The organism is Streptomyces sp. NPDC026246 (assembly GCF_055567995.1).
Map to the genome: position 1 here is coordinate 387227 of NZ_JBVHPJ010000004.1, position 13758 is coordinate 400984.

The following is a 13758-nucleotide window of genomic DNA, read 5'->3' on the forward strand; positions in this document are numbered from 1 at the left end:
CCGATTCCCGCATCGGGCACCGGGCCAGGCAAGATGGGGGCGTGACCCTCATCGATCAGCTGCCGCGGACCGCCGACCCCGACGCCCTGTACGAAGCCTTCGAGTCGTGGGCCGGCGAGCGGGGGCTCACGCTCTACCCCCACCAGGAGGAAGCGCTGATCGAGGTGGTCTCCGGCGCGAATGTGATCGTGTCGACGCCCACCGGTTCCGGCAAGAGCATGATCGCGGCGGGCGCGCACTTCGCGGCCCTCGCGCGCGACGAGGTCACCTTCTACACCGCCCCGATCAAGGCCCTGGTGTCGGAGAAGTTCTTCGAACTGTGCAAGATCTTCGGCACCGAGAACGTCGGCATGCTCACCGGCGACGCCTCGGTCAACGCCGACGCCCCCGTCATCTGCTGCACCGCCGAGGTTCTCGCGTCGATCGCGCTGCGCGACGGCAAGGACGCGGACGTCGGCCAGGTCGTCATGGACGAGTTCCACTTCTATGCCGAAGGCGACCGCGGCTGGGCCTGGCAGATCCCGATCCTGGAGCTGCCGCAGGCGCAGTTCGTGCTGATGTCGGCGACGCTCGGTGACGTCTCCTTCTTCGAGAAGGACCTCGCCCGCCGGACCGGCCGCCCCACTGCGGTCGTCCGTTCGGCCACCCGCCCGGTGCCCCTGTCCTACGAGTACCGCTACACCCCCCTCACCGAGACGCTCACCGACCTGCTCCAGGCCCGGCAGGCGCCCGTCTACATCGTGCACTTCACCCAGGCCCAGGCGGTGGAGCGGGCGCAGGCGCTGATGAGCATCAACATGTGCTCGAAGGAGGAGAAGGAGCAGATCGCCGACCTGATCGGCAACTTCCGCTTCACCACCAAGTTCGGCCGCAACCTCTCCCGTTACGTCCGGCACGGCATCGGCGTGCACCACGCCGGCATGCTGCCCAAGTACCGCCGCCTGGTGGAGAAACTCGCGCAGGCCGGCCTGCTGAAGGTCATCTGCGGCACGGACACCCTCGGCGTCGGCGTCAACGTGCCCATCCGCACGGTGCTGTTCACGGCCCTCACCAAGTACGACGGCACTCGCGTCCGCACGCTGCGTGCCCGGGAGTTCCACCAGATCGCGGGCCGCGCCGGGCGGGCCGGTTTCGACACCGAGGGCTTCGTCGTCGCCCAGGCGCCCGAGCACGTCGTGGAGAACGAGAAGGCCCTCGCCAAGGCCGGCGACGACCCGAAGAAGCGCCGCAAGGTCGTCCGCAAGAAGGCCCCCGAGGGGTTCGTCGCCTGGTCCGAGCAGACCTTCGAGAAGCTCATCGCCTCCGAGCCGGAGCCCCTGACCTCGCGGTTCCGCGTGACGCACACCATGCTGCTGTCGGTCATCGCCCGGCCCGGCAACGCCTTCGAGGCCATGCGCCACCTGCTGGAGGACAACCACGAGCCGCGCAAGCAGCAACTGCGGCACATCCGCCGGGCCATCGCCATCTACCGCTCGCTGCTCGACGGCGGCATCGTCGAGAAGCTCGACCAGCCGGACGCAGAGGGCCGTATCGTCCGCCTCACGGTCGACCTCCAGCAGGACTTCGCCCTCAACCAGCCGCTGTCCACCTTCGCCCTGGCCGCCTTCGAACTGCTCGACCCCGAATCGCCGTCGTACGCGCTCGACATGGTGTCCGTCGTGGAGTCGACCCTGGACGACCCGCGGCAGATCCTCGCCGCCCAGCAGAACAAGGCGCGCGGCGAGGCCGTGGCCCAGATGAAGGCGGACGGCGTCGAGTACGAGGAGCGCATGGAGCGGCTCCAGGACATCACCTATCCCAAGCCCCTGGAGGAGCTGCTCTTCCACGCGTACAACACGTACCGCAAGAGCCACCCCTGGGTCGGCGACCACCCGTTGTCGCCGAAGTCGGTCATCCGGGACATGTACGAACGCGCCCTGTCCTTCACCGAGTTGGTCTCCCACTACGAGCTGGCCCGCACCGAGGGCATCGTGCTGCGCTACCTCGCCAGCGCCTACAAGGCCCTCGACCACACCGTCCCCGACGACCTGAAGTCCGAGGATCTGCAGGACCTGATCGAGTGGCTGGGCGAGATGGTGCGCCAGGTCGACTCCAGCCTGCTCGACGAGTGGGAGCAGCTCGCCAACCCGGAGGAGATGACCGCCGAGGAGGCCCAGGAAAAGGCCGACGAGGTCAAGCCCGTCACCGCCAACGCGCGGGCCTTCCGCGTCCTGGTCCGCAACGCCATGTTCCGCCGGGTCGAACTCGCCGCCCTCGACCAGGTCGGCGAACTGGGCGAGATGGACGCCGAGTCCGGCTGGGACGCCGAGGCGTGGGGCGAGGCCATGGACACGTATTGGGACGAGTACGACGACCTCGGCACCGGTCCCGACGCCCGTGGACCGAAGCTGCTCATCATCGAGCAGGAGCCGGAGAACGCCCTGTGGCGGGTCCGGCAGATCTTCCACGACCCGAACGGCGACCACGACTGGGGCATCAGCGCCGAGATCGACCTCACCGCCTCGGACGCCGAGGGCCGCGCGGTCGTCCGCGTCACCGACGTCGGCCAGCTCTGACCGGACCGGCAGCAGCGAACACAGGAGAGACCCCATCCCATGACGACGAACCCCGCCGAGAGTCTCGTCGACCTGCTCGACCTGGAGCAGATCGAGGTCGACATCTTCCGCGGCCGCAGCCCCGACGAGTCCCTGCAGAGGGTCTTCGGCGGGCAGGTGGCGGGCCAGGCGCTGGTCGCCGCCGGCCGCACCACGGAGGGCGACCGGCCCGTGCACTCGCTGCACGCCTACTTCCTGCGGCCGGGCCGCCCGGGAGTGCCGATCGTGTACCAGGTGGAGCACGTGCGCGACGGGCGCTCCTTCACCACCCGGCGGGTCACAGCCGTGCAGCAGGGCCGGACGATCTTCAACCTCACCGCGTCCTTCCACAAGCCGGAGGAGGGCAGCTTCGAGCACCAGCTGCCGCCGGCCCGCAAGGTCCCCGACCCGGAGTCCCTGCCGACGGTGACGGAGGAGATCCGCGAGCACCTGGGTGCCCTCCCCGAGCAGCTGGAGCGGATGGCCCGCCGCCAGCCTTTCGACATCCGCTATGTGGACCGGCTGCGCTGGACCACCGAGGAGGCCCGGGACGCCGAGCCGCGCAGCGCCGTGTGGATGCGTGCCGTCGGGCCGCTCGGCGACGACCCCCTCGTGCACACCTGCGCCCTCACCTACGCCAGCGACATGACCCTCCTGGACGCCGTCCGCATTCCCGTCGAGCCTCTGTGGGGGCCGCGGGGCTTCGACATGGCGTCGCTGGACCACGCCATGTGGTTCCACCGCCCCTTCCGCGCGGACGACTGGCTGCTCTACGACCAGGAGTCGCCCATCGCCGTCGGCGGCCGTGGTCTGGCCCGGGGCCGGATCTACGACCTGGAGGGACGGCTGGTCGTCTCCGTCGTCCAGGAAGGCCTCTTCCGCAAGCTCGGCTGAGCCGGCCTTCACCGATCCGGGCCCCAGGGGGTGGGCCCCGGATCGCGCCCGGGGCCCGGACCGGTGACCATGGCAGGGGAACTACCAGCCGGCGTCACGCGCCCGCCGCAACCGGGAGGTGACCACGCTGCACACCGTGCTCCCCGTTCTGTTCGCCGTCTGCGCGGCCTTCAGCAACGCCGTCGCGACCGTGCTGCAGCGCAAGGCGGCGCTCACCGTGCCGCGTGCGCAGGGCTTCCGGGTGGGGCTGATGCTCGATTTGCTGCGGCGGCCGGTCTGGCTGGCCGGCATCGTCGCGGTGATCGGCGCCGCCGTCTGCCAGGCGCTGGCCCTGGCGACGGGGCCGTTGACGATCGTGCAGCCGCTGTTCGTCCTGGAACTTCCGCTCACTCTGGTCGTCGCCTCTCTGCTGATGCACCGGCGTCTGCCCGGTGCGGGCTGGCTGGCCGTCGCGGTGGTGGTGGCCGGGCTCGCCCTGGCCCTGGCCGCGGCCTCCCCCTCCGGGAACCGCACCCATGTACCGCTGGATCGCTGGATTCCCGCGCTGGCCGTGTGCGCGGCGGTGGTCGTGGTCCTCTCGGTCGCCGCTCTCAAGCGCCCCGAGGGCCGTGCCCGTGCCGCGTGTCTGGGAACTGCCACGGCGATCAGCTACGCGGTGACCGCCGCGCTGATGAAGGCGGCCACCCACATCCTCGACGAGCAGGGACTCGTGGCCTTCCTCACCACGTGGCAGACCTACGCCTTCGCCGTGACCGGCGTGTGTGCGCTGTTCCTGCTGGAGAACGCCATGCAGGCCGGCCCACTGGTCGCCTCCCAGCCGGCGCTCACCCTCGGCGACGCACTGGTGAGTCTCGCCCTCGGCATCCTGTTGTACGAGGAGACGGTCCGTTCGGGGTGGTGGCTGGTGCCCCAGTTGTTCGGGGTCGCGCTGATCGCCGCGGGGGTCCTGGCGCTGTCCCGTATCCCCTTCACCCAGTCGCTGGTCGCCCCGGACGAGGAGCAGGAGCCTGTGGCAGCGCCCTGACGACGGCCTCTACCGCCGGCCTCTGCGGCGGAGGCGGCTCAGCAGGCCGGCCGGGCGGGATCCGGTGCGGGATCCGGGGCGAGACCCGGGGCGGGTGGCGAGGGAGGATCCGGGGCGGGTGGCGAGGGAAGGTCCAGGGCGGGTGGTGCCCTGGGACGGCACGTGAGTGCCGGGCGCCTGGCGTGCGACGGCCGAGGCCGGCCACGACAGGAGCGCCGGCGTGCGCCGCTCGGCAGGAGAGGGAGCCGGGAGCCATTCGCGTGCCGTCTCCAGCGTGTGGGCCAGGTCGGCTCGGAACCAGGCGACCTCGTCCGGTTCGCTCGCGGTCATGAGCGTCGCGGCCAGGTCTGCGGCGGGCGACCCCGGGGCGCCGTGCGAGGGAAGGCGGGGGCGGTACCGCTCCAGTCGTGCGCGCTCCTCGGGATCCGGCACGACCTCCGCCACATCGGACGGATCGAGGAGGGAGGCGACCGCCGCGGCTCGCGCCCATGGGTCGTCCCCGGCCTGCCGGGTCAGGAACCCGATATGACGTCCACGCCAGTTGCGGGGCCGCCGGTCCGTTCCCGCCCGCTGCGCTTCCCGCATCTCGGGTGGTGTGCGTCGGCCGGTCAGCAGCTGGACGTTGCTCGTCTCGGCCGCGAACCGGCCCAGCTCCTCGGCCAGGTAGAGCCAGACGACGGTGCGGTAGCGGTTGAGGTAGAAGCGGACCGGCACCAGGAGGCCGAAACGCGCCAGCGCCGTGAACCTCGTCGGAGCAACCCCCATCAGCTCGGCGCCCTCATGGGTGCCCACCGTCGCGACGCGCCGGCGCAGGTCGCCCGAGGAGCCGTCCTCGGCACGCAGCCGGTCGATCTCCGCCCGGGCCACGCGTCGTCCGGAACCGCCCTCGTCGGGCACGGTACGGATGAGGCCCAGGTTCACCGCCAGGTCGAACTCGCCGCGCTTGAGATCGAGGTCGCGGGCGGCTCGGCTGGGGGCGCAGGAGGTGGCGTCGGTGGTGGTGCTGATGCGTGACATGGTCGGTCTCCCCCGTGGAGTGTGGCGGCTGACGCCGGACGCGATCGCCGTGCAACAGACCGTATCCGTTTGGCTACCAAGCGCGCTCAGTCTGTGGATAACTCCACGGGGGTAACAGAACCGCAGGTCAGAGGTCTCTTGTCGGCTTCTGCTCGGGTTGGCGCGCGTCCACGTCGAGATGCTCGCCGACCCGGTTGACCAGTAGCGTCATCTCGTAGGCGATCTGGCCCATGTCGGCTTCGGCTCCGCTCAGGACGCACAGGCAGCTGCCCGTTCCGGCCGCGGTGACGAAGAGCACCGCGTCGTCGAACTCGATCATCGTCTGGCGTACGCCGCCCGCTCCGAAGTGCCGTCCCGACCCCTTGGCCAGGCTGTGCAGTCCGGACGACACGGCGGCGAGGTGCTCGGCGTCCTCTCGGCGCAGTCCGGTGCTCGACCCGGTCACCAGGCCGTCATTGGACAGGACGAGTGCGTGCCGCACGTCGTGGACGCGTTCGGTCAGATCGTCGAGCAGCCAGCCCAGCCCCTGGTTCTGCGGCATCTTCCGTTCTCCCCGTTTTCTCCCCGTACGATTCCCCTCCTTTTCGGAGGATCTCCATGCCAGCCTTCCCCACGACCGTGGCCGGGGCAAGGAGGATGGAAGCCATGGCAGAGAAGATGACCGATGCGCAATGGCGGGAGTTCGTGTCCCACGGCACCCGTACCGGAAAGCTGTCGACCGTCCGGGCCGACGGCAGTCCGCACGTGGCGCCGATCTGGTTCGTGATGGACGGGGACGAGCTGGTGTTCAACACCGGCAAGAGCACCGTGAAGGGGCGCAACATCGTCCGGGACGGCCGGGTCGCCCTGTGCGTCGACGACGACCGGCCGCCGTACTCGTTCGTCGTGGTGCAGGGCCGTGCCCGCGTCTCGGAGGACCTCGACGAGGTGCGGCACTGGGCCACCCGGATCGGGGCACGCTACATGGGCGCCGACCGCGCCGAGGAGTTCGGTGCCCGCAACGGTGTCCCGGGCGAACTCCTCGTGCGGGTGACCGTCGACAAGGTCCTGGCCGAGGCGGACGTCGCCGACTGAACGCGCGGGGCCGTCCGTCGGCGGAGCCGGCCGGCGGCGGCTCAGCCGACGGAGTCGAGCAGCCGGGCGGTGTGCATGCGCCCGGCGTACTCCATGAGCCGGATCAGCACCTCCTTGCCCGAGTCGCGTTCACGCGCGTCGCACAGCACCACCGGGGTGCCACGGTCGAGGTCGAGGGCGCGCGAGACGTCCGGAGCACCGTGCATGCGGGCACCCGCGAAGCAGTTGACGGCCACCACGAACGGGATGCGCCGGTGCTCGAAGTAGTCGACGGCGGGGAAACAGTCCTCCAGACGACGGGTGTCGGCGAGGACCACGGCACCGAGCGCGCCCTGCGCCAGCTCGTCCCACAGGAACCAGAACCGGTCCTGGCCGGGGGTGCCGAACAGGTACAGCGAGAGCCCGGACCTGATGGTGATGCGCCCGAAGTCCATGGCGACGGTCGTGGTCGTCTTGTGGTCCACTCCCTCGGTGTCGTCCACCGAGCGGCCGGCTTCGCTGAGCAGTTCCTCGGTGCGCAGGGGGCGGATCTCGCTGACGGCACCCACCAGGGTCGTCTTGCCCACGCCGAACCCGCCGGCGACCAGAATCTTCAACGCCAGTGCGGTGGTGTCGCCGCCCGTGGCGTCGGAGTGCTCGGAGACCATTGATCACTTCTCTCGGGAGTGCCGGCAGGGATGACGTGGTGCGCGTGCGGTGGAGGACCGGCGAGGCGAGCGACGGTCGGCGCCCGGTGGCCGTGTGCGGTGGCCGTGTGCGGCGGCCGTGTGCGGCGGCCGTGTGCGGCGGCCGTGTGCGGCGGCCGTGTGCGGCGGTTGTGTGCGGCGGCCGTGTGCGGCGGTTGTGTGCGGCGGCCGTGTGCGGCGGTTGTGTGCGGCGGCCGTGTGCGGCGGTTGTGTGCGGCGGCCGCCGGTCACAGGGCCTTGAGACCTTCGATCACCTCGCGGAGGATGCGTTCGTCGGGCAGTTGGGCGGGAGGAACCGGGCGGCTGACGGTGACGCAGCCGAGTTCCAGGAGGTCGCCGAGGAGGACCCGGACCACGCCCACCGGCAGGTCCGTGCCGGCGGCGAGTTCGGCGACCGACTGGGTCTCGGTGCGGCACAGACCGAGGATGTTGCGGTGTTCCGGGCCGAGCGGGGCGTCGTCCGTGCCCGGCGCGGCCGGATCCAGGGAGACCAGCGCGATCAGGTCGAACCGCACGCCCTCGGGGCCGGACCGGGTCCGGCCGCCCGTCAGCGCGTAGGGGCGGACGAGCGGACCGGCCTCGACGTCGTACCACTGGCTGCCCTGGTCGTGCGGGGTGCCGGTCATGTCCTCGGTCATCTGCGCGGGCCGTTCTGCTCGTTCATCCGGCGGCCGGCGGGTGGGTGCCGACGCGGGGTGCGGTGCCGAGGTGTTCGCCGACGCGCTTGACCAGGCGTGCCATCTCGTAGGCGACCAGGCCGATGTCGGCGGTGACGGCGGTGAGCAGGGCGAGGCAGGATCCGTCGCCCGCGGCGGCCACGAACAGGAAGCCCTCGTCCATCTCGACCATGGTCTGGCGCACTCCGCCGGCCCCGAAGTGCCGTCCCGCTCCCTTGGCCAGGCTGTGGAAGCCGGAGGCGACCGCGGCGAGGTGCTCGGCGTCCTCGCGCCGCAGGTCGCTGGAGGCGCCCACCGCGAGGCCGTCGTTGGACAGCACGACGGCGTGCCGGATCTCGCTCACGCGGAGCGTCAGATCGTCCAGCAGCCAGTCGAGTTCGCCGGAGCGCCGGGCGGTGTGCGTGCTCGGGTCCTGGATCATGCGGGGTCTCCTTCGCTGCTTTCGTGGCCCGTCGCGGGGTGGGGCGCCGCTCCGCGCCCGGGTCGCCTGCCTCCGCCGCGCGCCCAGCCGTCGCGGTAGGCCGCCATGCGGTCCCGTACGAATTCGGGTGTGCGCGTGTCGTCCCGCGGTGCGGGTGTCACGGGCGGTTCCTCGGGGCGTCCTTCGCGCAGTTGGGGGGCGAGACTGGCCTGGCGTACCCGCCGCGGAAGATCGTCGGAGTGTTCGGGCTGCTCTGGGGGTCGGTGCAGTCGCAAGGTGGCGACTCCTGGTGGTGGGGTGCGGCTCATCGACTCGCTGTGGCCCGGGGCCTCGGTGCGGCTCATCAGGTCGGTACGGCTCACCGTCCCGGTCCGGCCGTCCGGCTCGGCGTGGCTCTCCGGGACGGTGTGCTCCGGCGTCTCGGGGTGGTCCGTGGCGGTGACGTGGTGCGTGTCCTCCGTGTGGCTCGCCGCCTCGGTGACGGCGGGTACCGAGGCCATGAGGGCGCGCCGGTCGGCCTGGGCGGGGACGGGGTCGTGGAGGCGGCTGCCGTCGGGCACACGCGCGTGGGCCGCTTCGCCGTACGGGCTGGTGCGGCCCGTCCCGGCGGGGGAACGTTCGGCTGGGTCCGCGTGCAGCAGTGCGGTGGGCAGCAGGACGACGGCGGTGGTGCCGCCGTACGGCGAGGTCCGCAGGTGGACCTTGACCTCGTGGCGGGCGGCGAGCCTGCTGACGACGAACAGCCCGAGCCGGTCGCTGTCGAACAGGTCGAGCGCCTCGGACTGCGCGATACGGCGGTTGGCCTCGGCGAGGGTCTCCTTGCCCATGCCGAGGCCGCGGTCCTCGACCTCCACGGCGTAGCCGTTGCCCACGGGTTCGCCGGTGACGCGCACGCGCGTGTGGGGCGGTGAGAACTGGGCCGCGTTCTCGATGAGTTCGGCGAGCAGGTGGGTGAGGTCGGCGACGGCTGCGCCGATCACGGACGCCTCGGGGAGCTGGCGCACCTCCACGCGCGCGTAGTCCTCGATCTCGGAGACCGCGGCGCGGACGACGTTGGTGAGCGAGACGGGCATGCGCCAGGCCCGTCCGGGCGCGGCTCCCGAGAGGATGATCAGGCTCTCGGCGTGACGCCGCATACGGGTGGTGAGGTGGTCGAGCCGGAAGAGGTCGCTCAGTTCGTTCGGGTCGTCGGAGCGGCGTTCCATGCTGTCCAGCAGGCTGAGCTGCCGGTGGACGAGGATCTGGCTGCGGCGGGCGAGGTTGACGAAGACGCCGGAGATGCCGCTGGCGAGTTCGGCGCGTTCCACGGCGGCTCGCAGGGCGGCGCGGTGGACCGTGCCGAGGGCCTCGGCGACCTGGCCGGTCTCGTCCTCCGCCGGTGGGGTCGACGGCACTTCGGCGCCGATGTCGATGTCCTCTCCCGCGCGCAGTTTCCGCATGGCGTCGGGCAGTTTGCGCCGGGCGATCTCCAGGGCGGTGTTGCGCAGGCTCACGAGTTCCACCACCAGGCCGCGTCCGATGCGCACGGAGATGACGAGCGAGGCGGCGACGGCCGCGAGACCGAACAGGACGGCGGCACCGGCCGGCGTGAGCAGGCCCCGGGTGAAGGGGTCGGCCCGCTCCGCCACGCTGCGCGCCGCGTCGCCCTCGATGGTGCGCATACCGCTGTGCACGCGCGCGTGGGCGGTGGTCCAGGTGTCCGCGGGGACCGCGTCCACCGCGCGGGCGCCGGATCCGGCGGAGAGCACCTTGTCCTCGACGGCGCCCAGACTGTCGTGGGCACCGTCGCTGTCGAGGCTGCTCCAGGCGGCTCGTTCGGCGCCGCGCAGGTCCGCCACGGCCGCATCGGTGAGCGTGCGGCGTACCTGGACCGCGCCGGCGAACAACCGGAGCCGTTCACCGTCGAGCGCACCGCGCAGGCGGGCGCTCGCCAGCACCGTGTCCTCCTGCGCCAGCGCCTCGCCCGCCCGGGAGAACTCCAGCAGCACGCGCGCGTCGGAGCCGAGGGCGGCGTCCTGGATGCCGGTGAGGGCGCCGACCGCCCCGAACGCCGTGGCGATGGTGCTCGTGTACCGCTCGTACGCCTCTTCCCAGCCCACGCGCCGGTCGAGCACCGCCGTGCGCAGTGGCTCCAGTTGTTCGGCTCCGGTGACGAACTCCCGGAGGCGGGGGGCGACGGCGGCGGGCAGTTCCTCGCCGTCGGCGACGGTGTTGCCCCGGCCGAGCCGGAGTTTCGCGACGGCCGCGTCGGTGCGGCGGGCCAGTTCGTCCAGTTCGGCGGCGCGTACGGCCGACGGGTCGGTGGCGCGTCGGACCGCCGCCGCACGTTCGGCCTGGAGCGCGGCGACCGCAGTCGAGACGGGGACGCGGACGGCGGCGTCCACGCGCTGTACCTGCCGCAGCCGTGAGACGTCCTGGGCGGTGGTGACGGTGGCGTACGCCCACAGGGCCAGCAGGGAGACGACGGGCACCATCAGCAGGCAGACGATCTTGGCCCGCACGGTCCGCGGACGTATCCGCCAGCGTTCGGCCCGCGCGGGTATGCCGTCCGTGCCTTCGCCCTCGGGTGTCTCGGGTCCCTCCTCGGCCGGTGGCCCGGCGTGTGCGCGGCGGCCGCGCACGGGCGGGGGCGGCGTCTGGGCGCCGGCTGTGGGCGTCCTCCGGGGTGTGCGCATGGACTCCTCGCTCGGGAGTGGTCGGGGGTGCCGCCGGGGGCCGCGGCGGGGCGGAGTGCGACAGCCGGGCCGCACGGTGAGTCGCTGGGAGGGCTAGGAGGGGGCTGTGCCGACCGTCCGCTGGGCTGACGCGGAGGCCTCGCGCTCCCCGACTGTCGGTGACAGCGCCACGAAGGCGGAGGTCAGGAAGAGGTAGGACCCCAGGCCGACCGCGAGGGGGAAGATGAACTGCATCGCCGTGGCGCCGGGCAGGACGTCGGCCGACGGCGTCACCCGCACCGCCACCGCGAACATGCCGGTGTAGTGCATGCTGCTGACGGCGGCACCCATGATCAGGGAGGCCACGGTGACCGCCACGGGTGACTTGATGTTGAGCGCCGCCCACAGGGCCGCCGTGGCGGCGACGACGGCGATGAGGACCGACAGGCCGACGAGCAGCGGGTCGTACGTCACGTCACCGTGCAGCCGTACGGCCGCCATGCCCAGGTAGTGCATGCTGGCCACGCCGACGCCGGTGGTGAGTCCGCCGAGGACGAGGGCCCGGCCGCGGTCGCGGCTGTAGCCGACGGCGAAGACGCCGGCGCAGACGACGACCATGGCGACCATCAGGCTCAGCAGTGTGAGCGGCACGTCGTAGCGGATGTCGGTGCCGGCGACGCTGAATCCGAGCATGGCCACGAAGTGCATGGTCCAGATGCCGGTGCCGATCGCCGAGGCGGCGGTGAGGAGCCAGTTGCGGCGCGAGCGTCCGGTGGTGGCGAGCGCGCGGACGGTGCAGCGCAGTCCCAGCGCGGCGCCGGTGCAGGCCATCACGTACGACAGCACGGGGGTCAGCCACCCCAGGGCGGCGTGGTCCAGGTGTCCCATGGCCCCGGGACGCTAGACCCGGGCACGCCGCGTGAAGGGGGCGCATTTCGAAAGTAGGTGCAATGTGACGCAAGGATGCTTGGGAACGATCGGGTCACGCTCGAACGTGTGCACCGAAGCGTCCTTCGTGCCGGTGGGGAATCATGCCGTACATGAGCGACGACCAGACGCGTGTCCAGGAGTTCTTCACAACCCGCGCCGCCGACTGGGACAGCCGGTTCCCCGACGACGGGCCCGCCTACGCGGCCGCGGTGGCGGAACTCGGATTGCGACCGGGCGGCCGGGTGCTGGACGCCGGGTGCGGCACCGGCCGCGCCCTGCCGCCGCTGCGTGGTGCCGTCGGTCCCTCGGGCGTCGTGCTCGGGGCCGACCTGACACCGGCCATGCTGCGCGAGGCCGTCCGCGCCGGGCGGGACAGGGACGGGGCGCTGCTCCTCGCGGACGTCGCCGCGCTTCCCGTGCGGTCGGGCTCACTGGACGCCGTGTTCGGTGCGGGGCTCGTCTCACACCTGCCGGATCCGGCCGCGAACCTGCGTGAACTCGCGCGCGTGGTGCGCCCCGGCGGACTGCTGGCCCTGTTCCACCCGATCGGCAGGGCGCGCCTCGCGGCACGGCACGGCCGCGCGCTCACCCCGGACGACCTGCGCGCCGAGCCTCGTCTCCGTCCGCTGCTGGCCGGCGCGGGCTGGCGGCTGACGTCGTACGTGGACGAGGACGACCGCTTTCTCGCGCTGGCCGTGCGGTCGGACATCTGACGCTGCCGGGCGCACGCGCCGAGCGGTGGGCGCGGCGACCGTCGCGGTGACGCTGACGCCGGACCCCGATGTCCCAGCCAGCCCCGGTCGGGATCTCACCCGGTCCCGGTCTCCGGGGCTTCCCCGCGCCGCACCGGGCAGCCCCGCAGACCGGGGACCGGACGGGTGCCGAGGTCGGCGATCCGGTAGCCGTTCGGGTAGCCCTTGATCTCACGGTTCTGGCGGGCGAAGTGCGGTGCACGGCGTGGCGGCAGCAACCGGACGGCGCGGCCCCGCAGCCGGACGGCGCGACGCACCCACGCGCGCGTGGCGGCGCTCGGCGGGGTGTAGCGGAAGGCCCGCAGCAGGGAGTCGTCGAGCAGCGAGAGTGTGGTGGTGCGCAGCAGCGGCGCGAGCGGCGCCGGGTACCAGGAGGCCATCAGATCGAGCGTGGCGTCCGAGACGCGCCGCGCCTCCTCGTCCCAGGCGAAGTGGGCCGCTTCGTAGGCGTCGAGCACGGCCTCGAACTCCTCGTAGGTCCCGAGGATGTCCTTGATGCCCATGTGCCGGCCCAGTGTGCGGTAGTGCACGACGGAGGCGACGATCTCGTGGCGTGACATCCGCCGCCAGCCGTAGGCGTCGATCCACCGCTTGGGCATGACCACGAAGGTGCACAGGACGTAGCGCATGTCGTCGTCGCTGATGTCGTAGCTGCGGTGCATCCCGTTGATGCGGCGGATCGCCGTCCTGCCCTGGTCGCTGCCGAAACCGTGTTCCACGACGGCGTCCAGGAGCAGCGCGGTGTCGTCGTAGCGCTTCTGCGCGCGCTCGGTGAGCTCCGCCGTGCGGGCGAGCAGCCGGCCGATGCTCGGGACGGCGTACGTGCGGTACAGCGCCAGCTCCAGCGCCCTCGTGTAGTCCCAGGGGAACTCGTAGGCCACGCTCAGCCGGTAGATGTCCGTGGCCTGCCGGTTCGGGTCCATCTGCCGGATCTGTTCCAGACGCGCGTATCGCTTCACCGTGCGGTCCCCCTTCTGCCACGAGTCCCGCAACTTTACGTTGGAGGAGCCGATATGACGGCACGGCAGTTCACACACACCGGGGGAAGGGTGGTCG

Annotated in this window: 13 protein-coding genes; 5 read left to right on the forward strand and 8 right to left on the reverse strand. The window is 72.0% G+C overall.

Annotated features, from left to right (window positions below; genetic code table 11):
• Nucleotides 1–41 precede the first annotated feature (41 nt).
• From ACZ4M5_RS13685 to ACZ4M5_RS13695, 3 genes are all read left to right on the forward strand, one after another.
• On the forward strand, nt 42–2555 hold the full coding sequence (locus ACZ4M5_RS13685; RefSeq protein WP_467736205.1) for a DEAD/DEAH box helicase: 2514 nt from the start codon (nt 42–44) through the stop codon (nt 2553–2555).
• Between the two features lie 39 nt (nt 2556–2594).
• Nucleotides 2595–3467, forward strand: coding sequence for an acyl-CoA thioesterase (locus tag ACZ4M5_RS13690; protein WP_467736207.1), 873 nt, complete (start codon nt 2595–2597; stop codon nt 3465–3467).
• 127 nt (nt 3468–3594) lie between these two features.
• Nucleotides 3595–4491, forward strand: coding sequence for a DMT family transporter (locus tag ACZ4M5_RS13695; RefSeq protein WP_467736578.1), 897 nt, complete (start codon nt 3595–3597; stop codon nt 4489–4491).
• A 9-nt stretch (nt 4492–4500) separates the two neighbouring features.
• On the opposite strand, the gene ACZ4M5_RS13700 is transcribed toward ACZ4M5_RS13695, so the two are convergent.
• Together ACZ4M5_RS13700 and ACZ4M5_RS13705 are read right to left on the reverse strand one after the other, a co-directional pair.
• Nucleotides 4501–5508: a DUF6397 family protein gene (locus ACZ4M5_RS13700; protein ID WP_467736209.1), complete on the reverse strand. Its 1008-nt coding sequence runs from the start codon at nt 5506–5508 to the stop codon at nt 4501–4503.
• Between the two features lie 127 nt (nt 5509–5635).
• Nucleotides 5636–6049 carry a roadblock/LC7 domain-containing protein gene (locus ACZ4M5_RS13705; RefSeq protein ID WP_467736211.1) on the reverse strand — a complete coding sequence of 138 codons (414 nt, stop codon included), beginning with the start codon at nt 6047–6049 and terminating at the stop codon, nt 5636–5638.
• A gap of 104 nt (nt 6050–6153) precedes the next feature.
• Between ACZ4M5_RS13705 and ACZ4M5_RS13710 the strand changes: the two genes are divergently transcribed.
• Nucleotides 6154–6582 carry a PPOX class F420-dependent oxidoreductase gene (locus ACZ4M5_RS13710; RefSeq protein WP_467736213.1) on the forward strand — a complete coding sequence of 143 codons (429 nt, stop codon included), beginning with the start codon at nt 6154–6156 and terminating at the stop codon, nt 6580–6582.
• Between the two features lie 41 nt (nt 6583–6623).
• On the opposite strand, the gene ACZ4M5_RS13715 is transcribed toward ACZ4M5_RS13710, so the two are convergent.
• The 5 genes from ACZ4M5_RS13715 to ACZ4M5_RS13735 all read right to left on the reverse strand — a co-directional run bounded on the left by ACZ4M5_RS13715 (nt 6624) and on the right by ACZ4M5_RS13735 (nt 11908).
• Nucleotides 6624–7229: a GTP-binding protein gene (locus ACZ4M5_RS13715; protein ID WP_467736215.1), complete on the reverse strand. Its 606-nt coding sequence runs from the start codon at nt 7227–7229 to the stop codon at nt 6624–6626.
• 266 nt (nt 7230–7495) lie between these two features.
• Nucleotides 7496–7906 (reverse strand): DUF742 domain-containing protein, encoded by a 411-nt coding sequence (locus tag ACZ4M5_RS13720; RefSeq protein WP_467736217.1) that lies wholly within the window; start codon nt 7904–7906, stop codon nt 7496–7498.
• Nucleotides 7907–7928: 22 nt separating this feature from the next.
• Entirely contained in the window at nt 7929–8366 is a 438-nt protein-coding gene (locus ACZ4M5_RS13725) for a roadblock/LC7 domain-containing protein (protein WP_467736219.1), read from the reverse strand.
• Nucleotides 8363–11041, reverse strand: a complete 2679-nt coding sequence (locus tag ACZ4M5_RS13730) for a sensor histidine kinase (RefSeq protein ID WP_467736221.1) — start codon at nt 11039–11041, stop codon at nt 8363–8365. The genes ACZ4M5_RS13725 and ACZ4M5_RS13730 overlap by 4 nt, the downstream gene beginning before the upstream one ends.
• A 93-nt stretch (nt 11042–11134) precedes the next feature.
• Nucleotides 11135–11908 (reverse strand): MHYT domain-containing protein, encoded by a 774-nt coding sequence (locus ACZ4M5_RS13735; RefSeq protein ID WP_467736223.1) that lies wholly within the window; start codon nt 11906–11908, stop codon nt 11135–11137.
• Between the two features lie 152 nt (nt 11909–12060).
• On the opposite strand from ACZ4M5_RS13735, the gene ACZ4M5_RS13740 reads away from it, so the two are divergent.
• A complete protein-coding gene (locus ACZ4M5_RS13740; protein ID WP_467736225.1) occupies nt 12061–12663 on the forward strand; it encodes a class I SAM-dependent methyltransferase in 603 nt (200 codons plus the stop codon).
• 95 nt (nt 12664–12758) lie between these two features.
• On the opposite strand, the gene ACZ4M5_RS13745 is transcribed toward ACZ4M5_RS13740, so the two are convergent.
• Nucleotides 12759–13661 (reverse strand): oxygenase MpaB family protein, encoded by a 903-nt coding sequence (locus ACZ4M5_RS13745; RefSeq protein WP_467736227.1) that lies wholly within the window; start codon nt 13659–13661, stop codon nt 12759–12761.
• Nucleotides 13662–13758: the final 97 nt, after the last annotated feature.

Coding starts and splice junctions, on each gene's coding strand:
- ACZ4M5_RS13690 (WP_467736207.1), top strand. CDS start 2,595: ATGACGACGAACCCCGCCGAGAGTCTCGTCGACCTGCTCGACCTGGAG.
- ACZ4M5_RS13700 (WP_467736209.1), bottom strand. CDS start 5,508: ATGTCACGCATCAGCACCACCACCGACGCCACCTCCTGCGCCCCCAGC.
- ACZ4M5_RS13705 (WP_467736211.1), bottom strand. CDS start 6,049: ATGCCGCAGAACCAGGGGCTGGGCTGGCTGCTCGACGATCTGACCGAA.
- ACZ4M5_RS13710 (WP_467736213.1), top strand. CDS start 6,154: ATGGCAGAGAAGATGACCGATGCGCAATGGCGGGAGTTCGTGTCCCAC.
- ACZ4M5_RS13715 (WP_467736215.1), bottom strand. CDS start 7,229: ATGGTCTCCGAGCACTCCGACGCCACGGGCGGCGACACCACCGCACTG.
- ACZ4M5_RS13720 (WP_467736217.1), bottom strand. CDS start 7,906: ATGACCGAGGACATGACCGGCACCCCGCACGACCAGGGCAGCCAGTGG.
- ACZ4M5_RS13725 (WP_467736219.1), bottom strand. CDS start 8,366: ATGATCCAGGACCCGAGCACGCACACCGCCCGGCGCTCCGGCGAACTC.
- ACZ4M5_RS13730 (WP_467736221.1), bottom strand. CDS start 11,041: ATGCGCACACCCCGGAGGACGCCCACAGCCGGCGCCCAGACGCCGCCC.
- ACZ4M5_RS13735 (WP_467736223.1), bottom strand. CDS start 11,908: ATGGGACACCTGGACCACGCCGCCCTGGGGTGGCTGACCCCCGTGCTG.
- ACZ4M5_RS13740 (WP_467736225.1), top strand. CDS start 12,061: ATGAGCGACGACCAGACGCGTGTCCAGGAGTTCTTCACAACCCGCGCC.